Raw genomic sequence first — 20,848 nt, forward strand, 5'->3', positions numbered from 1 at the left:
CGGTTTTCATGAAAACGGTTACCTTTTCTCCGAATCCGAACAGCGCTGCCCGCGCGGCAGGCTTTTTGCACGAACCGAACGGTGAAATGCCCGACCGCGCGAAGCGGCCCTGTGTCGTAATCTGCCCGGGCGGCGGCTACGCCATGCTGTCGGAGCGGGAAACTGCCCCGCCTGCGGCTGCTTTTTTCGCAAAGGGATATCAGGTTTTTGTTCTGTATTACTCCATTCGGGAAAACGCGAAAAATTTGCAGCCTCTCATAGAACTGTCAAATACCGTTCTGACGATTCGGGAAAACAGCGCTGAATGGGGAATCGTTCCCAACAAAATCGCGGTTTGCGGTTTTTCCGCCGGCGGGCATGTGGCGGCTTGCCTCGGCACCTTATGGGACAGCCCGGAGCTGAAGGCGAAAACGGACACGCAAGAAGGCGGCAACAGGCCGGATGCCATGATTTTGTGCTATCCGGTTCTCACCGCAGGGGAATTCACTCACAGCGAGTCCGCGGCCTTTGTGTGCGGCGGGGAGCCGACGGCGGAGCAGGTCGGGCTTTTCTCCCTGGAAAATCAGGTGAGCATGAAAACGCCGCCTGCTTTTTTGTGGCATACGTTTGAAGACGACTGTGTTCCGCTGGAAAATACGCTGTTTTTCGCCGCGGCTCTTCGGCGATTCCGGATTCCGTTTGAATACCACGTTTTTCAGAAAGGCGGGCACGGCCTTTCCATGTGCAGCGAAGAGGTCGGCACGCCGAATCCGCACTGCGCGGAATGGTTTCCGCTCTGCACGCAATGGCTGGGCGACCTGTTTGAGTTTAAGGAATAAAGCAAAACAGAAGCGGGAGGAATCCTGAGGTCGGCATGCTGAGTCATTTCGGTTCTGACCCATCCCGGAAGGAATTGGACGAAGAACGTATTTTGCGTACGGATACAGAGACGGTTTACAAATTTTTAATGACCTGAAAAGGAAACAGGGTTGAATGAGTGCAAACTCATTGAACCCTGTTTTTTTATGCCCTTTAAACCCCCCGGCTATGCCGGGGGGTTCAGAAGAGCTTTAGCGTTGAGCAGAAAATGCGCATCGAACCTACCCCAAACCCCTCCCATTCTAATTTCGAAGCGAAAGCAAGGCAGCCTCCATGAAATGGGAGGTGCTATGGCAGGGAGGGGGCAGGGGGTGAGAAGTACCGTTGCAAGCGTAAGAAAGCTCAAAGCGCCTTGAGGCGCTGCCGGTAAAACAGGGCTTCGCCGGGGGTTAACTGTTCAGATTGTTATCGAACGGTATGGCTCCGGAAGCTACGATTTGTCTAAATTTCCATCGTGCCGACTAAACTCTTCATCGCGTCGATGGTGCGGCTCATCAGGTCGTCGAGGCTCCAGCCGAGCATGTCCGCGCCCTTCAGAATGACGTCCCGGGAACAGCCCGCGGCAAAGGCGGGAGTCTTGAATTTCTTTTTCACGGATTTTAACTGCATGTCCGAAACGCTTTTGGAGGGATGCATCAGCGCGACGGCGCCGATCAGCCCGGTTAATTCGTCGGTGGCAAACAGGATTTTTTCCATGATGTGTTCCGGCTTGACGTCGACCGTCAGGCCGTAGCCGTGGCTGACTACTGCGTGGATCAGCTTTTCGTCGATCCCGCGTTCCCGCATGATTTCCTGTTCTTTGATGCAGTGCTGTTCCGGGAACTGCTCAAAGTCCAGGTCGTGCAGCAGGCCGACCGCTTTCCAGAATTCCACGTTTTCCGGGTCGTATTCCTGTGCAAAATATCCCATCACGCCGGAAACCACTTTTCCGTGATGCAGGTGGAACGGATCTTTGTTGTATTCCTCCAGCAGCTTCTGCGCCTCTTCCAGACTCGGTATTTTTCCCATTTGAACCCCCCGATTTCCATTTTGTTATTCCAGTAATTTCTGCATATCCTTAACCCATATCCTAGCCGATTCGGTTTCATTTGTCAAGAATCGCGGGTCTCCGCCGCGGGCTTGTACGCGGCGCTTGGGGGGGATATAATAGAAGCAGCGGATCAGATACAGCGGGGAGGAGAGCCTGTCTTATGCGGATTTCACATCAGGACGCGATGCGGATTGTCACGGAAATGAGCGGGATTATCGATTATCCCGTCAATATGATGAACGACAGGGGCACAATCATCGCAAGCACGGACCCGAAGCGGATCGGGCAGTTCCACGAGGGCGCAAGCCAGATCGTGGAACGGAATCTCGACCGGATGAACGTGGAGAACGACAATGAGTACGCGGGGGCGCGGGAGGGAGTGAACTTCCCGATTTTGTTTCAAAATACGATCGTCGGGGTTGTTGGGATAACCGGAAAACGGGCGGAAGTGGCAAAATACGGTGAAATCATCAAGAAGATGACGGAGATTCTGTTGCTGGACAGTTACCTGAAGGAACAGAAATTACGGGACGAGACCATCCGGAACCGTTTTCTGGAGGAATGGATCTTTACGGAGAACGCGGAGCAGGACCCGTCTTTTCCGGAGCGCGGAAAATCCATCGGGATTGATGTTGAAAAGGCGCGCCGGGTGTTCATCTTGTCGCCGGAGGGAATGACGGACTGCGATGAAACCGCGGAGGGACGGCGTTTGGCGGAGCAGATGGAAAAGGCCGTCAGGGGGCGGCTGAAAAGGGAGCAGGGTTGTCTGGTGCTGCGCAGCGGCGACAAAATGTTCTGCATCGCGTCGCGCAGGACGGACGAACAGATGAAGCGGCTTGCCGCAGCTGTTCAAAGAGAGGCGGAGGAGGAATTCGAAATTCCGTTTTTCGCGGGCATCGATGGCAGCCAAGCCGGCTTTTCTTCTGTTTATGCCGCTTGCCGGCAAGCCGAGAAAGCGCTCCGCGCGGCACGGTCCCGCCGGGGTTCAAGACTGCGGCTGTATGACGAAGTAACGGTCGATATTTTTTTGAACGAGATTTCCGACGCGCGCAAGGAAGAGTATATCCGCAGAATCTTCCGCGGCTGCGGGGACGAGGAAGTCAAAGAATGGGTGCGTCTCCTGGAGGTTTTTTTCCGCGCGAACGACTCCATCTCAAAGGCTGCAGAGGAGCTTTTTATGCACAAAAACACGCTTCAGTACCGGCTGAAAAAGCTCGTCGAAGAAACGGGACTGGACGCGCGAACCATGCCGGACGCCGCGCTCTTCTACCTTGCGGTGCTGTTTTACCGCGAGCTGCATCCGGAGGAGAGCACATAGCGAAACTGACAAGGGTCTGTTTTTGAGAACAGAAAACCGGGCCGGATTCTGTCGCCCGTAACATATACGATTCCGCCGCGTCAGGATAAAATGGAAGCATACTCCGCTTTCAGGCGGGGATCCTGATTGAAAAGGTGTGGATTGCAATGAAAAAGTTTGTTTTGATTCCGGATTCCTTTAAAGGCACGATGAGTTCCGCGGAGGTCTGCCGGATTATGGCGGAGCAGATCGGACGATTTTACTCCGATGCCGAAATCGTCTCCATTCCCGTTGCGGACGGCGGAGAAGGCAGCGTGGACGCTTTTCTGGCTGCGGCGGGCGGTGAAAAGGTTTTCTGCAGGGTCAGCGGGCCTTTCGGAGAAGAAATGGAAAGCTTTTACGGCCTTCTGCCCGGCGGCACGGCGGTGATCGAGATGGCGGCCTGCGCGGGCTTCGCCCTTTCGGAGGGACGGCGCAGGCCGGATCTGGCGACCACCTTCGGGGTGGGTCAGCTGATGAGAAACGCGGCCTCGCGCGGGTGCCGAAAAATTATTGTCGGTCTGGGCGGAAGCTGTACGAACGACGCGGGGGCGGGCGCCGCAGCGGGCGCGGGCGTTAAGTTTTTTAACGCGGACGGAAAAGAGTTCGTCCCGACGGGCGGAACGCTGTCGCGGGTCAGCCGGATCGACGTTTCAGGACTTGACCCCAGACTAAAAGAGGCTGAAATCACAGCGATGTGCGACATCGACAATCCGCTTTACGGGGAAATGGGCGCAGCCTATGTGTTTGCTCCGCAAAAGGGCGCGGACCCTGAAATGGTGCGCGGGCTGGACGGGGAATTGCGGTGCTTTGCCGAAACGGTTCAGCGCGAGCTGCGGCTCGACATTGCTGATATTCCGGGCGCGGGCGCGGCCGGAGGCATGGGCGCGGGGATGGCGGCTTTTTTTGGGGCGGAGCTGAAAATGGGGATTGAAACGGTGCTGGATACCGTTGCCTTTGACCGTATCGCACAGGATGCCGACCTGGTTTTCAGCGGAGAGGGAAGGCTGGATTCCCAAAGCCTGCGCGGCAAAGTAGTCGCAGGTGTGGCCGCGCGGACCAAAAAGCTCGGCGTCCGGCTGATCGCGGTTGTCGGGGACATCGGCGACGACATTCAGCCGGTCTATGACAGGGGGGTGTCGGCCGTGTTCAGCATCAACCGCGTGGCGGTAGATTTCAGCAAGGCGAAAAAAAGGAGCACAAACGACCTTGCTCTGACCATGGAAAACCTGATGCGTCTGTTCAGCCAAATGAAACTTTAATGCGCTGAACGCAGTTTTCGCAAAAGGGTGCCGCCCCTCGAAACCGGGGGGCGGCGGAAGAAAGAGAAGTATTATGAAAAAAGTAATATCGTAAAGCCTTTTCGCAAGGCGCTTGCTGTTTGTCTGCGGGCCTGTGGTCCGGTATTCCGTCCTTCACCGCCGGCCTGCTGCAGTATTTTTTCTTCTTTTCACATTTTGATTGGAACATTTATAGTATGAATGGAAATTATGTCTTGTCGGTGAACCGCGTTTGAAGTTTTTTAGAAGATTCTGTGAAAAAATAAGCGGCCCCTTTTTCCCTCCGCCATCGACATCTAAATGCTTACCTGAATTTCCCACATAACGCCCCTATTTCCTAAAAAGTCTTGACATTCGTTTCCGGGTATGGTATTATAATCGAGCGCTTTAAAAATGCTGGCGTAGCTCAGTTGGTAGAGCAGCTGATTTGTAATCAGCAGGTCGGGGGTTCAAGTCCGTCTGCCAGCTCCAATTTCAGCGAAAAAGGAGCTTTGCTTTTTCCAACAAGGCTCCACATATGGGAGAGTTCCAGAGCGGTCAAATGGGGCAGACTGTAAATCTGTTGCCTTACGGCTTCGATGGTCCGAATCCATCCTCTCCCACCAAGGGAAAACCCGCATGATTTCTAGAATCATGCGGGTTTTCAGTCTGAAGACAAAGTATCGAAATCAGGTACTTTGTCTTTTTTTAGTGCTTGAGAAATGGTAAAATATAAACAGGTGATAAAAATGTTGAACGAAAAAAAGTAATGACAGTCGGAAACAAGTCGGCTTTTACCGCATGGAAGATCTGGTACCGAAAGAGCGTGTATTGAGGAAAATAGATAAAGCGATTGATTTCAGCCTCATATATGAGCGTGGCAGCGCGTTTTCATTCAATACCTTGCTCATGTTGCCGGGTAATCATGTGGACTTTACAACGTGACCGGGCCGGAGATGATAAGCAAGCGCACAGGCGTTTGACTGCGATTACCGGAAAATGACGGAGCTGTTTCAAAAAGTCACGGAGGTAATACGCCAGCTTTTCCGGTATCAGATCCATAGGAGTACCGATCAGGAAATGATCCTCCTGCCGGAGCTTGTCAAACGTCTCTTCTGAAAATGCTATAATAATATTGGTAAAGGAGGGGAATCCGATGGATCGTGTGGAGAAACTGATCGGAGAAATCAACGGCACAATGGCAATAGAAGGAATGCCCCTGACTGAGGAAGACCGCGATATGCTTCGCAGGTGCATTACCGGTAAAACCACTCCGGATGAGGAAATCAAACGGCTGGTGAAAAAGTATTCGGTAGTGCCGGAGAGATAAAATGAATGAAAATTGTCAATATGATTATGAATGGGATAGCAGCTACTGTTATCCCTCTTCTTTTACCCTGAAGAACAAACTGAATATTACCGACGCGAAACAGCTAAACGAAGTTGAGCGTAAAATGACGGCACTTTGAATCTACACTTTGCAGACAAATCCGGTTAAGGGCGCGTTCGATTTAAAGACAGCCATATGGAAAAGATTTTCACCGGAGAGGAATCCGTGGATGACGGACTTCTCGCCGCGAAGCGGGAAGGGATGTGTGGCTGAAAGGCAGCGGACCGGCGGTTTGACAAGAACCATATTGTGCATGCGAATTCCTACAGAACCATGAGGCCGGAAGAGCTTTTCTATTTGCACAAGCAAATTGCACAAACCAACAGCCTAAAAACAAGAAATGCGTCTTAAAACGGCTTCGAAGCCGGATTAAGACGCATTTTATATGCAGGATTTTGTAAGAGGCTGTTTTGCAACAAGGTCCTTTCTTAATAGGTGACGCAGATTTCCAGGCCGTGATTGGCGGAATCCACCACGTAAGAAACGTTTTCGGGGCTTTTACCGGACTGCCTGCACGCCTGCTGCAAATAGGTTTTCATCTTATACGGGGATGCGGAGACCAGCCCGTTCACGACAGAAGTAAACTTCGGGCCGGCGTCAATATAGAATGCAACCGTTGGGTCGGATTCGGCAAGGTCGGCGGAAAGCTGCTGAACCACGGTGCTGTCACCGGCATTGCCCAAATCCGTGATCTTAATCCCTTTTACCACATAGTAATTTTCCGCAGTCGACTGGCAGGCGGGAAGAAACAGATTGACCTGTGAGTTCGCCGCGGCAAGCTGCTGCTCCGTCAGGGAGGAATAAGCGGGAGAGATTTTATGGGTTTGCCGGATGACCTGGTCGGTGACGTTGAAATAATTGTAGATCGGCTGATTCCCATCGCACCACGTCAGGTCAAGATGATACCAGTTTTCCCCGATGCTGACGGCGTTCCACATGTGTCCGACTCCGTTGCTGGAGCCTCGGATCAGCGTGCAGTGCAGTCCCAGATAACTTGAAAGCAGTTCCATTGCGCGGGAGTACCCTTCGCAGACCACGTGGCCGTCCATCAAAGCCCCGTAGGCCGTAAACGCCTGCCAGATGCTTGTGTCTTCTACTGCGGCGTCGTTGTAGCTGCAGTTTTTGGTCAGATAGTCGTACAGGGCCTCTTCCCGGTCAAATTCGCTCAGCCCGGCCGGGACGGATTGAATTACCTGCTGCAGCTTGCTGTTCAGCGCGTTGACCGCCTCGCGGCAGCCATCGGCGGAGAGAACGGAAAAAAGCTGTAAAATTGATGAATCGCCGTCATATCCGTAGGAGAATACGTTTGTGAGCCAGAACACCTCCGGATGATCGTTTGTATATGCCAGAAATACTTTCTGCAGCCGTGACTGGTCCAGCTTTGCCGTCAGTACGATCTGGCCGACCGGGTAGTATCCGCTGACGGACTGGTTGGACACCTGATAGGCCGCGTTGTCGATATACTCGTAAAGGGTTCGTTCCGAATCCGACGACAGGGCCCGGTAGCCGTAGTCCTGTTTTACAAAAGAATAGGCCGGCCGGGCGTCCGCTGATGCCAGATATTTATTCAGGGTGATCCGCGTACCTCCCGGGACGTCCGCGCTGGAGGTGATTTCCCGGATTGCCTGATAGGCTTTGTCGTCTTGTCCGGATCCGTTCGCGCCGCCGCCTTCCGTTCTGGCGACCGAGCTTGTGGAAAAAGGTACCGCGGCCTGTACGGAAGCCGATGCCGTCAAAGAGCCGCCGGCTCCTGGAAGGAATCCCGGTAAGCCCGAGATGGAAGAGATGAGAAGAAAGGCCGAGAAACAGCCGGCAGCCGCGGCTCTGCATTTTTGAAAGCGCATTCAGAGTTCCCCCAATTTTCAATTCACATCATAAATTATACCATATCATTCCAGCGTTTCAAATGAGTATTCCATGAAAAATGTGTAAATTGTTTTGAATTCCTCAAAGCCAAAAACCCACGACAGGATCATAGCCGGGGTGGGAGGAAGGCGCAGTTTTGCCGCGCAGCGGAACGTTTGCCTTTGCGTCCCCCGGGATGACAAATGAATTGCCAGATCGGCATCGGCGCGTCCGCATTGCGGACGCGTTTTCCATCGGTAAAAATTGCCGGACCGCTTTCATCGGGTCCTCATAATAAATTCATTCCCCCGTCACAAACATAGGGTACCCTACAGGAAAGCGAAAGCGAGGTGGATCTCGATGCTGAGAAAGAAATATCTTAAAAACATGACTCAATTTATCAGCTATCTTGTGGTCGGCGGCGGTGCGACGGTTGTGGAATGGGCGCTGTTCTTTCTGTTTGTGTACCCAATGAAGTGGGACCAGAACGCGGGCTTTACCGTTGCCTATCTCATTTCGACCTTTGTCAATATGATTCTGGGCAGACTGCTGACCTTTCGAAATGCCAGCGTGGTCAATCAAAGTAACAGTGCGGTCCGGAATTTTTTGAAGGAAGCCGCGCTGATTTATCTGGTGGCGGCAGTTGGATGTGTCCTGAATCTTCTGTTCCTGAACCTCTTTACGGACTTTTTCGGGATGGATTCCATGACTGCCAAAATATTGACGACCGGAATTATGCTGATTGGGAACTATCTTGCCAGAAAGCTTGGCATTTACCGTGAAAATACCCAAACGGCGGCCGCACCTACTCATCTTGATTGTAAACCTGAAATCGACCGGAAAGGGTAGAAAATATGAAAACTGTTCGAAAGTACCGCGAGGCGGTTCTGCTGTCGCTGATCCTGCTTCTGGCGGCTTTTCTGTCCGTCTATAACATCTGGAACCTCGGCTATGGCAATGAATTTTACGCGGCCAGCGTAAAGAGTATGCTGACCGGCTGGAAAAACTTCTTCTTCGCCTCTCTGGACCCGGGGGGGTGGATCACGGTGGACAAGCCTCCTGTCTCCCTGTGGGTGCAAACGGCTTTTGCCAAAGTGTTCGGATTTTACGGCTGGAGCATCATTTTGCCGCAGTGTCTCGCGGCGGTTGCCACGGCGGCGATCATTTATCATGTCGTCAAACGTCATTTCGGGAGCGCGGCGGGGCTGATTTCGGCTTTGGTGCTGGCCCTTTCACCGATCTTTATCGTTGTCAGCAAAACGAACAACACCGATTCGGTGCTGATTTTCTTTATGGTGCTTTCCGCGTGGGCCATGATGGCGGCTTCCGACCGGGGACAGCTTCGCTGCCTGATTCTTTCCATGGTTTTTCTGGGAATTGCGTATAACGCAAAAACACTGGAGGCGTTTCTGATCCTCCCCGCGCTTTATGCCGTTTACTTTTTCGGAACCAAGATCAAATGGAGAAAGAGAATCTGGCATCTCGCGGTGGCAACGCTTGTCCTGCTAGTGGTTTCGCTGTCCTGGTCGGTGGCGGTGGACCTGACCCCGGCAAGCGAGCGGCCGTATGTCGACAACAGCACGAACAATTCCGAACTGGAGCTCGCCTTGGGCTATAACGGAATCCAGCGGATCACGGGGCAGAACCGGGGAAGCTCCGGTTCTGCCGGTACGAATGGAGAGATGACAAGCCCTCCGGGTATGACGGATGACGGCGGTCAGCCGGGCCAGCCCGGCGAGGAGGGAACCTCCGGCGGCGCGCAGGACGGGCAGATATCTATGTCTTCGCCGTCTTTGCCGGACCAAACTTCTGACGGTACAAACGGCACGGAGCAATCGGGCGATGCTTCGTCCCGCGCGGACGGGCGCGACAGCACGGATGGCGGAGGCTTTGAAAAAGGAGGCGCAAACGGCTTTGCGGGCGGCCCCGGCGGCAACGGAGGCGGCGGAGGCATGTTCAACGGCGGCGGAAGCGCCGGACTTCTGCGTATGTTCAACACGACTCTCGGCGGTCAGGACAGCTGGCTGCTTCCGTTCGGAGCGTTTTCCGCTCTGGCGATGCTGCTGGGAATGCGGAATGCCGAGGAAGAGCGGCGCAGGAAGCTGCTGCGCGGAGTCTTGATGTGGGGCGGCTCCGTCGTCACCATGGTCGGCTACTTCAGCGTGTCCGAATTCTTTCATCCTTATTATATCTCCGCGATGGCGCCTTTCCTCGCGGCGCTGACCGGCATCGGCGCAGTGGAATTGTGGAAGCTGTACCGCCGCGGCGGTGCGTCCGGCTGGCTGCTTCCGGCGGCTTTTGCTTCGACGCTTGCCGTACAGGCCGCAATGCTCGTGTCCTATCAGGGCTACTCCAAAATTCTGATTCCGCTGATCTGTGCCGTTACTGGAATACCGGCAGTTCTTCTGGTTGCTCTGCGGGCTTTCGGAAAAAACACGGGCGGCACTCTGGCGGCTGCCTGTGTCACGCTCGGCTTTGCAGGGCTGCTGATCGCGCCGGCCGTATGGACCGGATATTCGGTGTTCAGTAATCAAATGAACACCTCGATTCCGTCGGCAGGTCCGTCCGCGGAAGGCGCTTCAATGTTCGGGCAGGGCGGCGGCGGCCGGCAGTGGTCGGGCGGAAATACGTCTGAAGACGACCGGCGCGACGGCCGGACGGACACGGAAAGCCAAGACGGCGGTACTCATTTCGGCGGAAGCTTCGGGAATCAGGAAAGCAGTTCCTCCGACTCGGCGCTGATCAGCTTTTTGGAACAGAACAATACCGGCGAAAAATATCTGGTCGCGGTTCAAAGCGCCAGTGAAGCGGAACCGATCATATTGGCAACCGGCAAGCCGGTCATGGCGGTCGGTGGATTCAGCGGGACCAATCGGTCGCTGACGGTGGAAAAGCTGGAGCAAATGGTGAAGTCCGGCGAATTGAAGTATTATCTGGTGGGAGGAAGAGGCGGCATGAGCGGCGATTCCTCCGATGAAGTGACCAAGTGGGTCGAAGAGCATGGCACGGCGGTGGATTCCACCGTGTGGAGTTCTTCCTCCGGTTCGGGTATGGAGGGCGGCGGTTCCCAGACGCTATACGACCTGTCGGGTTATCAAAAGGGATAACTCAAAGGCGGCTGAATGAAAAAAAGGGGCCGATTAGAACAGCTTTGTAAAAAGCATTGCATAAAAACGCGCCTTGATTCAGCTGAATCAAGGCGCGTTTTCTATGGGGCTTTATTTCTTTCTGTGGGTTGACGCGGCAAAAATCCCTTGTCCCGGTTGGCTATTTGTCGCTGTTCAGAGCGCTTAGATACCGGTATATGGTCGGCTCGGAGCATTTAAGCTGTTTTGCGGCCTGACTGACGGCGCCCTTTAATAAAAAAAATCCACGTTTGTTCAAAATGTCCACGATGTGCATCTTTTCCGCCTGGGTTAAACGATCCGTGTACAAGATACCGCTGCCCGGAAGGCAGCTTTCCAATACGGTTTCAATCATTTCGGCAACCGTTTCGGGAAAGCTTTCAACCGCTCCGGACAGCGCGTCCGGCACGTCGGGGAGGGGGCCTTCCGGCTCTTTGAGCGTTTCCTGCCGGATATTGCACAGCTCCAGTATTTTTTGGCTGACGTCGGTAAAGCGGGAAGCGTCGAAATTGATACACAGCATGCCGATCAGGCTGCCGTTTTCATCCTTGATGAAAATGGTGGAAGACCGCAGCACTTTGCCGGACTTCGAAATTCCTTTATAATTCAGGACATAATCGTTGGTTTCGTAAACCTTATCTTTAATCATCTTCAGCGCAAAATCGGTTATGGGCGCGCCGACCTTTCTGCCGCTGATGTGACCGTTTGCAATCGCGATGATGGACTGGCTGTCGGAGCTGATTTCATGGAGCGCGATTTCATAGTCCGGGCCGAGAACATTCCCCAAAAATTCGACAAGAATGCCATAATTCTTTAGAAGCTTTGAACTGGTCGATTTCATGGTTTCCTCCCGATTCAAAAAATAGGGAACAACACCGCGGGATGTGTTATTCTCTACTAGAAAGGATAGCACGATGAGACGGAGGATGCAACAAATTTATTAGAAATCGGCGATAATTATTTATTAAAAGCACATTCTAACCGCACAAAATCGTAAATTTAAATAAAAATCGTCTTTTTTAGCCGAAAGTATTGACATTTTATTATTATAATGATAAATTATTATTACAATAAAAAAGAAGGAGAGCGGTTACAACGCAGAAAATCATTCATACGGAAGACGCTCCAAAGGCGATCGGCCCTTATTCCCAGGCAACAGGATTTGAAAAACTGATCTTCACTTCAGGGCAGCTTCCCCTGAATCCGCGCACGGGAAAATTTGTCAATGGAGGAATCGAAGAGCAGACGCGCCAGTCCCTGATGAATCTGAAGGCGGTTCTCGCCGCGGGCGGTTCCGATTTCAGCCATGTTATAAAAACAAATGTCTTTCTGAACAGTATGGACGACTTTGCGGCGATGAACAGGGTCTATGCGGAGTTTTTCACAGGCGAATTCCCGGCAAGATCGGCGGTTCAGGTTGCGAAGCTGCCCATGGGAGCGCTGGTTGAGATTGAAGCGGTAGCGTGCCGCTCCGATGCGGATTAACGGATTGAGAAAGAAATACGAAAGAAAGGATGTGCTGCTGAAATGGATAAACAAAAGATTATTGACATTTTGAACAGTGAGATGGAACTGGCGACAGGGTGTACGGAGCCTGCGGCGATTGCTTTCACCGCTGCCGTAGCCGCCGAACACCTGAGCGGAAAACAGGTGGAAAGCGTCTGCGTTCGGGCAAGCGGAAACATGATTAAAAACGCGATGGCCGCGGGCATCCCCGGAACCAACTATACGGGAATGGAGTACGCCGCCGGAATCGGCGCTCTGGGCGGTGACCCGAATAAAAAGCTCCAGGTTATTTCGGGGGTGGACCCGGCGGTGTATCCCGCGGCGCAAAAATTGGTGGAATCCGGGAAAATAACCGTTGAAGTTGCGGAAACGCCCGAAAAGCTGTATGTCGATGTAACGCTTGGAAGCGGGAAAGACTCCGCACGGGCGGTAATTTCCGGCGCGCACACCAACATTGTTCTGGTGCAGGAAAATGGAAAAACGGTCTTTGAAAACAAGGGCGGAACCGGGCCGACCGGAGGAATCGGCCCGGAGGAAATCAAAAACACTCTGTCAGTTCAAAAAATCTATGAGTTCGCGCAGCAGATCGACCCGGAAAACGACCCGCTGGACATCATACGGCAAAGCATTTCCGTGAACACGGCCATTTCGGAAGAGGGACTGAAAAATGACTATGGCCTGAAAATCGGAAGAACCGTCCGGGAGGAACTGGAAAACGGAATGATCGGTAACGACATGGTTTCAAACGCCGTCTGTGTAACCACGGCCGCCGCCGACGCCAGAATGGCGGGCGCCCCGTTTGCGGTGGTCTCCAACTCCGGGAGCGGAAACCAGGGCATCACAACAACCATGCCGGTCGTCGCCACGGCAAAATGGTTGAAGGCCGGGGAGGACCGGATGCTCCGCGCGGTCACCTTGAGTAACCTGATCGCCATTTACATTAAATCCAAATTCGGCAGGCTTTCCGCACTGTGTGGAGCAACGGTAGCCGCGACCGGAGCGGCATGCGGGATCACTTATTTGATGGGAGGGGATTTAAAGGCCATTGGATTTGCCATACAGAACATGATCGGCAATGTGACCGGCATGCTGTGTGACGGCGCAAAAGCGGACTGCGCGCTGAAAATCAGCACATGTACCAACGCCGCGATGCAAGCCGCTTTCATGGCAATGAAGGGGCTGTGCGTACAGAAAACCGACGGTATCGTTGATAATGACGTAGAAAAATCTATCGATAATTTTGCGACGCTTGGAAACAAGGGTTCGTCGGGGATGGATCCGCTGGTGCTCGAAATGATGCTGCATAAGGATCGAAAATAGAGACGATCGGCAGGAATATAGGAAGATTGTAAAGTTCGGAGGAGTAAAATATGCAGGCTATAGTGGCGTTTTTCATTCTGGCTGCCTTATATGCGGTCGGCGACTTTGTCGGGACAAGAACAAAAGCATGGGTACCGTCGGTTTTTGTGGTGGCGTGTTTGTTCCTGGCCGGGTATTGGACCTTTTTTCCAAAGGATATTGTTTCGCTCGCCGGAATGGGGGCCCCGCTGGGCGGTACGCTGGCGATTCTGTTCTGCATCACACATATGGGCACTATTATCAGCGTCAGGGAACTCATTTCTCAGTGGAAAATTATTGTGATTACTTTAATCGGCCTTACCGGCATGGTTTTGTTCTGCTGGTTCATCTGCGTCCCTCTGGTCGGCAGGAGCTATGTCGTCGCCGGCTTGCCGCCTCTTTCGGGGGGGATTGTGGCCGCTGTCATGGTGCAGCAGGCGGCCGCGCAGAAAGGTCTGGAAACAGCGTCTGTTCTGGCCATTTGTATGTATGTCATCCAGGGGTTCGCCGGTTATCCGCTGACTGCGCTCCTTTTGAAAAAAGAGGGGAAGAAACTTCTCAGAGAATATCGCAGCGGATCGGCAGTGGCCGTGCAGAACGTTAAGGTGGAAGGAAGCAACGGCAAACTGGCCGCACAGGAACCGGAGCGGAAAAAGCTGATTCCTCCCGTGCCGGAAAAGTATAATTCCACTGCATTGATTCTGGCAAAACTCTCATCGGTTGGCGTGCTTTCCTATCTGATTCAGGTCTGGTCCGGCGGAATATTAAATATGGCGGTTGTCGCGCTTGTCCTCAGTATCCTTGCAACGGAACTTGGATACCTCGACAAGGACTCGCTGCATAAGGCCGGCTCGTTTGGCTTTTTGATGTTTGTCCTGATGATTTTTGTGTTTTCGGGGCTGGCAAAAGCGACGCCCGCCATGCTTGGCAGCATTGTGTTCCCGCTCGTGACAATTATCGTGATCGGTGTGATTGGCATGTCTGTTTTCGCCCTGATTGCAGGCAAACTCCTGCATATCAGCCCTTATATGGCCGTAGCGACATCTCTGACCTCACTGTACGGATTTCCGCCGAACTATGTGCTGACGGATGAGGCGGCCAAGGCCTTGGCGGAAACACCGGAAGAAAAGGAATATCTGATGAACGCCATGCTGCCGCAGATGATTGTAGGAGGATTTGTAACCGTTACGATTACGTCCGTCGTTATCGCAGGGGTTTTCGTCAATCTTTTATAAAGCACGCCGTTTCAGACGCGTTCGGGGAACAGGAAAGGAGCAACCGCAATGGTAATCAAAGAACTGGCGGAACAGTACGACGCCTTTATTATTGAAAAAAGAAGAGCCTATCATCAGCATCCGGAACTAAGCTGGAAAGAAGAAAATACAACCCAATCGATTCAGGCGGATCTTGAAGCAATGGGAATCGAGACGAAGAGATTCGATGGGAAAACAGGTGTTGTCGGCTTGATTCGGGGAGGCGCTCCGGGTAAAACAGTTATGCTGAGGGCGGATATCGACGCGCTGCCGATCGAGGAACATGCGGATGTGCCGTTTCGTTCCCAAAATCAGGGCGTCATGCATGCATGTGGCCACGACTGCCATATCGCGATGCTGCTCGGCGCGGCAAAAATCCTGTCGGCCGTTCGGCAGGAACTTCACGGCAATGTGAAATTGATTTTTCAGGCGGCGGAAGAAACCTGCCACGGTGCGGAATACTATGTGCAGCAGGGGCTGCTGGACGGTGTCGACGCGATTATGGGAATGCACATCTGGGGAACGCTGGACGCGCCGAAAATCAATGTTCAGCAGGGCGGCAGGATGGCTTCCTGTGACAACTTTAAAATTGTAGTCCGGGGCAAAGCGTGCCACGGATCCGCGCCGCATATGGGCACGGATGCGATCGTAGCTGCAGCTTCCGTTATCATGAATTTGCAGACCTTTGCCAGCCGAAGAAACGATCCGCTCAACCCGCTTGTCATCAGCATTGGCACGGTTCACGGCGGAAACGCGTTCAACATCATTGCCGACCGGGTTGAAATGGAAGGAACCATCCGGACTTATTCGCGTGAACTTAGGAAAAACATTGAAACAATGATGAGAGAAATCATCGTTAATACCGCGAAGGCATGCGGTGCGGAGGCGAGTCTTGAATACTGGCAGTTCCCCGGTCCGATTATCAACGAGCAGGAGAACCTGAACCGCATTGCGAAAAATGCCGCGGTCAAGCTGTACGGAGAAAGTGGAACGGCGCCGCTGGAAAAGATGACAGGCTCTGAGGATTTCGCGTATTTTATGGAAAAAATACCGGGAATTTATGCCTTTATCGGCTGCCGCAATCCTGAAATCGGCGCGACGTACGGGAACCACAGTGATAAATTTAAAGTTGATGAAACCGCTTTGCATCGGGGCGCGGCTTTTTACGCTCAATTTGCGAAAGACTTTCTGGACGAAAAATGAAAAGCGGCATAATTCGAATGCCGCAAATGGTTTGGCCGATGCTGCCCCGGATGATTGAATCGGGGCAGCTTTTTTGCTGGGGACGACTGTAAACGGCGGGCCAAACGACGACTGTTTTGGAACGTTGGGCTTAACCGGATTTTTTGCCGTGTGTGCCTTGAGTGTTCCGACGGATGAAAGGAATAAATGTGATTCAATCTGGAGCTAAATTCCTTCATAAAGAAGACACCTTTTCTTCACAGAATTAACAGAATGATCGGGTATATTAAAACCAGCGTCAATGGAGGTGGTTGTTAATGTACTGCAATGGATTTGGTTTGGGCGGATACGGTTACGGCGGGTTTGGATTTGGAGGAATTGCCATAGATGATCGGTTTTTTACTCATCCTTGGACTGGCGATTTATTTCATATATCAATCTGGGCGGCGCGCGGTTCCTTCAAAAGCGGCGGTTTTTGAGGAAATTTACCCCGGAGCCCTTGCAATTTTGAACGAACGCTTCGCAAGAGGCGAAATCGGTGAGGAAGAGTACCGGTCCAGAAACAACCAGATTTTAAAGCATTAAAAAAACAGGGATTCGCCGTCCATTCGGGGAACCCCTGTTTTTGTGGGTGTATTTATATTTTGACAAGCTCGTAATCGCGGCTTCCAAGGCCCATTTTCACCGCGTGGTCAATCATGACGTTCCAGTCGGTTGTGGGATGAATATCCTTGAAATGATCATGGTGCGAGTTTCCTCTTTTTTCCAGTAAGCTGCCGGGAATGACGGGCTGGCTGTTGACGGCCTGCGTGCAGGCCAGGTCGAGCGCAACGGGGTCAAACGAGGCGAACATGCCGACGTTCGGCACAATCGGAATGTCGTTTTCCGCGTGGCAGTCGCAGAAAGGAGATACGTCTACGACCAGACTGATATGGAATTGGGGGCGGTCGTGCAGCACCGCGTAGGAGTATTCCGCGATTTTCTTATTCAGGATGTCGTTGGATTCGTCGGAAGCGGGCAGAACCGCGTCCGTCGGGCAGGCACCGATGCATCTCCCGCAGCCGACGCACAGATCGTGGTTGATGGACGCTTTTCGGTTTTCAATGGAGATGGCGCCGTGCGCGCAGTTCTTTTTGCAGGAACCGCAGCCGACGCAGGACTCCTGATTCACATGGGGCTTGCCGCTGCTGTGCATTTCCATTTTTCCCGCGCGGGAGCCGCAGCCCATGCCGATATTTTTCAGGGTTCCGCCGATGCCGGTGGATTCATGGACTTTAAAGTGGGTGAGAGAAATGAATACGTCGGCATCCATAATCGCTCGACCGATTTTTGCTTCCGTCACATATTCCCCACCCCGCACAGGGACAAGCGCCTCGTCGATCCCCTTGAGTCCGTCCGCGATCAGAACGTGGCATCCGGTGGAAAAAGGAGAGAATCCGTTGCCGTAGGCGGAATCCAGATGGTCCAGGGCGTTTTTGCGCCCCCCCACATAAAGCGTGTTGCAGTCGGTTAAAAACGGCTTGCCGCCGAGCTCCCGCACAACGTCCGCGACCACCTTTGCGTAATTCGGGCGAAGAAAAGCGAGATTGCCCGGCTCGCCGAAATGTATTTTGATCGCGGCATATTTCCTGTCGAAATCAATCTGTCCGATTCCAGCCGACTTGATCAGCCTTTTCAGCTTTTGAAGAAGGTTTTCGGTCAATGTCGCGTGCATATCGGTGAAATACACCTTTGATTTTTCCATTCTCAATCCTCCGTGCATTTTATTTAAAAATTGTCTGACGGCCGGTGCGAGGCCGCATTGGCGGGTCTTTTCTGTAATTGACATTATAGCATTGATGATTTATTATGAAAAGTAGTTACATAAAAGTTACCATTGAAATTGGGAGGCAGGATTTGAAAATCGAGCGGGTTTTAGAGGAAAATATCTGTGAATGCCCGGCGGGGCTGGAATGCTCCATCGAGAAAACGCTGGAGGTCCTGGACGGGAAATGGACGTTTCTGATCATCCGGGACTTATTTGACGGGGTAAAGCGGTTCGGGGAGCTGAAAAAATCTCTTGAGGGGATCAGCCCGAAGACGCTTTCGGTGCGTTTAAAGGAACTGGAAGCGAAGGGAGTCGTCCTGAGAACCGCATATCCGACGGTGGAGTATACGCTGACGGAAAAGGGGAACAGCCTGAAACCCATTATTATCGCCATGAAGCTGTGGGGCGCGAAATGGAGCTGAGGCGCGCATAAAAAAACAGCCGCGGTTGCCGAAACCGCGCTGCCTCTTCATTGATCCGTTTATTTTACAAGACTTTTGGTGTAATAATGCCTCGTTCCGGAAACGGGGTATTCTTTCAGAACAAATTTCTCCACGTAGCCCAGTTTTTCATAAAATCGAGGAGCCTGGAATCCAAACGTATTCAGAAAAACATATTTGCAGCCGCGTTCCATTGCGAAAGATTCCGCTTTCTGAACCAATTCCGTTCCAATCTTCCGGCCGCGCATTTTTTCACTGACCCATAAATATTCAACTTCCAGCCAGTTCCCGTGGGTATCGCCGATTAAACCGGCGGTTTTGTTTCCGCTCTCGTCTTCCAGAAAAATTGCCAGGTCCCTTGCGTCTTTATTTTCAAGATGCGCTAGGTTATAGCGGAGCAATTCGCGGAATATTTCGTCTTTCTCCTGTGGGGAGGGAGATTCCGTCAATCTGTAATTCATAATAACCTCTTTCCGGAACTTCAGTGATGATTTATTATATCACGTAGCCCGGTAGAAAGAAAGAACAGCCTGCGCCGGCGGGTTCTCGCCGGCCGCCCCCAACGAAAACGGCAGCCCGACCGCAGGGGTCGGACTGCCGTTTTGGTCGAGGTGACAGGACTTGAACCTGCGACATCCTGCTCCCAAAGCAGGCGCGCTACCAACTGCGCTACACCTCGAAAATAATACAGCTTTCCTATTATAAGAGAAATAGTATGCAATGTCAAGAAAACTGCACCGGAATAGAATCAAGAATTTATAATTTTTTTAATGGTATTTGTGTTATAATGAATCATAAAAGGATTTGAAAGGACGGGAGAGAAAATTGAAACTCGGAAGATTTGATCGAAAATTAACTGCGGCTCTGCTTGCCTTTGCTTTGTCGATTCAACTTAGCGGGTGCGCGGGTTCGAATCTATTATCGGCCGCCGATTCTTCGTCGTCCCCGGCGCCGCTGTCATCCGCCGCATCCTTCGATTCCCAGCAGGAGAAGCCCAAATTGCCAGCGGTCTCTTCCTCTGTTTCAAAGCCGTCCTCTTCCGTCTCTTCTGCGGTTCAGTCTTCGGCCCCGCGAAAGGCAAAATCGGAATCGGAGGTCCAGACTCCCCAAAAAGTTCCGGAATCAAAAGCTTCGCAGACGGTGAAACGGCTGAGTATACAAAATGCCGCGTCAAACGGTTTTACCGCGGTATCTCAAAGCGGCGGGTATCAGGCGCTGAAGACGGAATCGGAAAGAACCCTCTACAAATTGATCGAAAACAGCGTATATCAGGTTGCGGTTTCAAAAACCTATCAAAATTACGCCCCGACCGGTCAGATTTCAATTCCCGGGAAGCTGACGGAAGCGGAAATTCGCCTGACAACGACAGCCTATCTGGATGACCATCCTCAGGTTTTCTGGGTCGCGAACGCTTATTCTTACGGATACCGGAACGACCAGACGATTTTGCAGCTTTATTCGGAGCTGACGCAGAGCGAGTGCAGCGCGGCTGTTCTGGCTTTTAACGGAAAGGTGCAGTCCATCCTCCAGTCTATGCCGTCCGGGCTCGGCGAGTTCGACCGCGAGGAATATTTATTTGATTACATAACGAAGGCCTGTTCTTACGATGATTCCGCCGTTACAAATAAGAATTGGAAATCCTATACGGCATACGGGGCGTTGATCGACGGAAAAGCGGTGTGCGAAGGATACTCCAGGGCGATGCTGCTGCTCGGCGGATACGCGGGCCTTTCCGGCGTGCTGATCCGCGGGACAGGCGAGGGAGTCGCCCACATGTGGAACGGTTTTAAGATTGACGGTAATTGGTATCACGTTGATCTAACCTGGTGCGACAATACAAATACGGTATATAACTACTTTAATATAGATGATAAGACGCTGAAGCTGACGCATGTCATCGCGCCGGTCGCTTCGTCGCTGACGGAAGCGCAAATCTGCAGCGCCAACGCGGTCTACAATATGACGCTCCCGGTCTGCGGCTCCACGCAGGACAACTATTTCAGAAAAAAAGGAATCGTCATTTCCACTCTGGACGGATCTGAAGACGACGCGGTCGTTTCATCCGTTGCGGCGCAGATGAAGCAGAAAAAAACAACGATTGCTTTTTTGGTTACCGCCGCCGGCTACGATGCGACGATTAAGGGCCTTACCACGGCGAAACCGTATAAAATGGCAGCCTATTTGCAGGAAGCAGCTTCCGCGGCGGGCGTGACTTTGAACCTAAAAAATGTTTCTTATGTGACAGATCAGGCTGACTTGGGGCTGAATGTCTTTGTTTCCTATCGGTAATGATATAATTTGAGGCAAAAACAGAAAACCCAAAAAAAATGAAAAAAAGGGTTGACAATAGGGGTGGGTTTTGGTATTATAGTGAAGCGCCTTACGGAAAGGGCGCTGCGGAAGAGGGTCTGCAAGGGCCGGAAAACCGCATGGGACCTTGAAAATTAAACAACGAGACGATAAAGAAGGAACCCGTAAA

18 protein-coding genes and 3 tRNA genes are annotated in these 20,848 nt (G+C 52.3%); 15 read left to right on the plus strand and 6 right to left on the minus strand.

Annotated elements, in window-relative coordinates; genetic code table 11:
• Positions 1-8 precede the first annotated feature (8 nt).
• Positions 9-818, plus strand: coding sequence for an alpha/beta hydrolase (locus tag HCR03_RS15595; protein ID WP_066645976.1), 810 nt, complete (start codon positions 9-11; stop codon positions 816-818).
• Positions 819-1,299: 481 nt separating this feature from the next.
• Here the strand turns inward: HCR03_RS15595 and HCR03_RS15600 are convergent, their stop codons facing one another.
• Positions 1,300-1,866: a hydrolase gene (locus HCR03_RS15600; protein ID WP_066645974.1), complete on the minus strand. Its 567-nt coding sequence runs from the start codon at positions 1,864-1,866 to the stop codon at positions 1,300-1,302.
• 182 nt (positions 1,867-2,048) lie between these two features.
• Between HCR03_RS15600 and HCR03_RS15605 the strand changes: the two genes are divergently transcribed.
• The 5 genes from HCR03_RS15605 to HCR03_RS15625 all read left to right on the plus strand — a co-directional run bounded on the left by HCR03_RS15605 (position 2,049) and on the right by HCR03_RS15625 (position 5,813).
• Positions 2,049-3,206 (plus strand): CdaR family transcriptional regulator, encoded by a 1,158-nt coding sequence (locus HCR03_RS15605; RefSeq protein WP_187035278.1) that lies wholly within the window; start codon positions 2,049-2,051, stop codon positions 3,204-3,206.
• A 146-nt stretch (positions 3,207-3,352) separates the two neighbouring features.
• Positions 3,353-4,486, plus strand: coding sequence for a glycerate kinase family protein (locus HCR03_RS15610; RefSeq protein ID WP_066645970.1), 1,134 nt, complete (start codon positions 3,353-3,355; stop codon positions 4,484-4,486).
• 413 nt (positions 4,487-4,899) lie between these two features.
• Positions 4,900-4,975, plus strand: a tRNA-Thr gene (locus tag HCR03_RS15615).
• Between the two features lie 48 nt (positions 4,976-5,023).
• Positions 5,024-5,109 (plus strand) — tRNA-Tyr (locus tag HCR03_RS15620).
• A gap of 530 nt (positions 5,110-5,639) precedes the next feature.
• Entirely contained in the window at positions 5,640-5,813 is a 174-nt protein-coding gene (locus tag HCR03_RS15625) for a hypothetical protein (RefSeq protein WP_156989591.1), read from the plus strand.
• Positions 5,814-6,301: 488 nt separating this feature from the next.
• Here the strand turns inward: HCR03_RS15625 and HCR03_RS15630 are convergent, their stop codons facing one another.
• A complete protein-coding gene (locus tag HCR03_RS15630; RefSeq protein ID WP_166525042.1) occupies positions 6,302-7,609 on the minus strand; it encodes a transglutaminase domain-containing protein in 1,308 nt (435 codons plus the stop codon).
• Positions 7,610-8,078: 469 nt separating this feature from the next.
• On the opposite strand from HCR03_RS15630, the gene HCR03_RS15635 reads away from it, so the two are divergent.
• Together HCR03_RS15635 and HCR03_RS15640 are read left to right on the plus strand one after the other, a co-directional pair.
• The gene (locus tag HCR03_RS15635; RefSeq protein ID WP_187035281.1) at positions 8,079-8,567 is read left to right on the plus strand and encodes a GtrA family protein; all 489 of its coding nucleotides are present in this window, start codon (positions 8,079-8,081) and stop codon (positions 8,565-8,567) included.
• 5 nt (positions 8,568-8,572) lie between these two features.
• Positions 8,573-10,825 carry a glycosyltransferase family 39 protein gene (locus tag HCR03_RS15640; RefSeq protein ID WP_187035283.1) on the plus strand — a complete coding sequence of 751 codons (2,253 nt, stop codon included), beginning with the start codon at positions 8,573-8,575 and terminating at the stop codon, positions 10,823-10,825.
• Positions 10,826-10,985: 160 nt separating this feature from the next.
• Here the strand turns inward: HCR03_RS15640 and HCR03_RS15645 are convergent, their stop codons facing one another.
• Positions 10,986-11,684, minus strand: coding sequence for a helix-turn-helix transcriptional regulator (locus HCR03_RS15645; RefSeq protein WP_066645960.1), 699 nt, complete (start codon positions 11,682-11,684; stop codon positions 10,986-10,988).
• Between the two features lie 293 nt (positions 11,685-11,977).
• On the opposite strand from HCR03_RS15645, the gene HCR03_RS15650 reads away from it, so the two are divergent.
• The 5 genes from HCR03_RS15650 to HCR03_RS15670 all read left to right on the plus strand — a co-directional run bounded on the left by HCR03_RS15650 (position 11,978) and on the right by HCR03_RS15670 (position 16,707).
• A complete protein-coding gene (locus HCR03_RS15650; RefSeq protein WP_407926875.1) occupies positions 11,978-12,328 on the plus strand; it encodes a RidA family protein in 351 nt (116 codons plus the stop codon).
• Between the two features lie 42 nt (positions 12,329-12,370).
• Positions 12,371-13,669: an L-cysteine desulfidase family protein gene (locus tag HCR03_RS15655; RefSeq protein WP_187035285.1), complete on the plus strand. Its 1,299-nt coding sequence runs from the start codon at positions 12,371-12,373 to the stop codon at positions 13,667-13,669.
• Between the two features lie 50 nt (positions 13,670-13,719).
• A complete protein-coding gene (locus HCR03_RS15660; RefSeq protein ID WP_187035287.1) occupies positions 13,720-14,922 on the plus strand; it encodes a hypothetical protein in 1,203 nt (400 codons plus the stop codon).
• A 48-nt stretch (positions 14,923-14,970) separates the two neighbouring features.
• Positions 14,971-16,143, plus strand: coding sequence for an amidohydrolase (locus HCR03_RS15665; protein WP_187035288.1), 1,173 nt, complete (start codon positions 14,971-14,973; stop codon positions 16,141-16,143).
• A 366-nt stretch (positions 16,144-16,509) separates the two neighbouring features.
• The gene (locus HCR03_RS15670) at positions 16,510-16,707 is read left to right on the plus strand and encodes an SHOCT domain-containing protein (RefSeq protein ID WP_156989597.1); all 198 of its coding nucleotides are present in this window, start codon (positions 16,510-16,512) and stop codon (positions 16,705-16,707) included.
• A gap of 52 nt (positions 16,708-16,759) precedes the next feature.
• Here HCR03_RS15670 and HCR03_RS15675 read toward each other — a convergent pair whose 3' ends face one another.
• On the minus strand, positions 16,760-17,866 hold the full coding sequence (locus HCR03_RS15675) for a DUF362 domain-containing protein (RefSeq protein WP_187035290.1): 1,107 nt from the start codon (positions 17,864-17,866) through the stop codon (positions 16,760-16,762).
• A 152-nt stretch (positions 17,867-18,018) separates the two neighbouring features.
• On the opposite strand from HCR03_RS15675, the gene HCR03_RS15680 reads away from it, so the two are divergent.
• On the plus strand, positions 18,019-18,351 hold the full coding sequence (locus tag HCR03_RS15680) for a winged helix-turn-helix transcriptional regulator (protein ID WP_228724991.1): 333 nt from the start codon (positions 18,019-18,021) through the stop codon (positions 18,349-18,351).
• 59 nt (positions 18,352-18,410) lie between these two features.
• Here HCR03_RS15680 and HCR03_RS15685 read toward each other — a convergent pair whose 3' ends face one another.
• Both HCR03_RS15685 and HCR03_RS15690 read right to left on the minus strand, forming a co-directional pair.
• Positions 18,411-18,830: a GNAT family N-acetyltransferase gene (locus tag HCR03_RS15685; RefSeq protein WP_066645951.1), complete on the minus strand. Its 420-nt coding sequence runs from the start codon at positions 18,828-18,830 to the stop codon at positions 18,411-18,413.
• 142 nt (positions 18,831-18,972) lie between these two features.
• Positions 18,973-19,048, minus strand: a tRNA-Pro gene (locus HCR03_RS15690).
• 146 nt (positions 19,049-19,194) lie between these two features.
• Between HCR03_RS15690 and HCR03_RS15695 the strand changes: the two genes are divergently transcribed.
• Positions 19,195-20,658, plus strand: coding sequence for a transglutaminase domain-containing protein (locus HCR03_RS15695; RefSeq protein WP_187035294.1), 1,464 nt, complete (start codon positions 19,195-19,197; stop codon positions 20,656-20,658).
• Positions 20,659-20,848 lie beyond the last annotated feature (190 nt).

The sequence above is a fragment of the Caproicibacter fermentans genome, assembly GCF_014303955.1.
Lineage (GTDB): Bacteria > Bacillota > Clostridia > Oscillospirales > Acutalibacteraceae > Caproicibacter > Caproicibacter fermentans.

Excerpts from the sequence above, each read along its gene's own strand:
- HCR03_RS15595 (WP_066645976.1), top strand. The coding sequence starts at position 9 with ATGAAAACGGTTACCTTTTCTCCGAATCCGAACAGCGCTGCCCGCGCG.
- HCR03_RS15600 (WP_066645974.1), bottom strand. The coding sequence starts at position 1,866 with ATGGGAAAAATACCGAGTCTGGAAGAGGCGCAGAAGCTGCTGGAGGAA.
- HCR03_RS15605 (WP_187035278.1), top strand. The coding sequence starts at position 2,049 with ATGCGGATTTCACATCAGGACGCGATGCGGATTGTCACGGAAATGAGC.
- HCR03_RS15610 (WP_066645970.1), top strand. The coding sequence starts at position 3,353 with ATGAAAAAGTTTGTTTTGATTCCGGATTCCTTTAAAGGCACGATGAGT.
- HCR03_RS15625 (WP_156989591.1), top strand. The coding sequence starts at position 5,640 with ATGGATCGTGTGGAGAAACTGATCGGAGAAATCAACGGCACAATGGCA.
- HCR03_RS15635 (WP_187035281.1), top strand. The coding sequence starts at position 8,079 with ATGCTGAGAAAGAAATATCTTAAAAACATGACTCAATTTATCAGCTAT.
- HCR03_RS15640 (WP_187035283.1), top strand. The coding sequence starts at position 8,573 with ATGAAAACTGTTCGAAAGTACCGCGAGGCGGTTCTGCTGTCGCTGATC.
- HCR03_RS15645 (WP_066645960.1), bottom strand. The coding sequence starts at position 11,684 with ATGAAATCGACCAGTTCAAAGCTTCTAAAGAATTATGGCATTCTTGTC.
- HCR03_RS15655 (WP_187035285.1), top strand. The coding sequence starts at position 12,371 with ATGGATAAACAAAAGATTATTGACATTTTGAACAGTGAGATGGAACTG.
- HCR03_RS15660 (WP_187035287.1), top strand. The coding sequence starts at position 13,720 with ATGCAGGCTATAGTGGCGTTTTTCATTCTGGCTGCCTTATATGCGGTC.
- HCR03_RS15665 (WP_187035288.1), top strand. The coding sequence starts at position 14,971 with ATGGTAATCAAAGAACTGGCGGAACAGTACGACGCCTTTATTATTGAA.
- HCR03_RS15670 (WP_156989597.1), top strand. The coding sequence starts at position 16,510 with ATGATCGGTTTTTTACTCATCCTTGGACTGGCGATTTATTTCATATAT.
- HCR03_RS15675 (WP_187035290.1), bottom strand. The coding sequence starts at position 17,866 with ATGGAAAAATCAAAGGTGTATTTCACCGATATGCACGCGACATTGACC.
- HCR03_RS15685 (WP_066645951.1), bottom strand. The coding sequence starts at position 18,830 with ATGAATTACAGATTGACGGAATCTCCCTCCCCACAGGAGAAAGACGAA.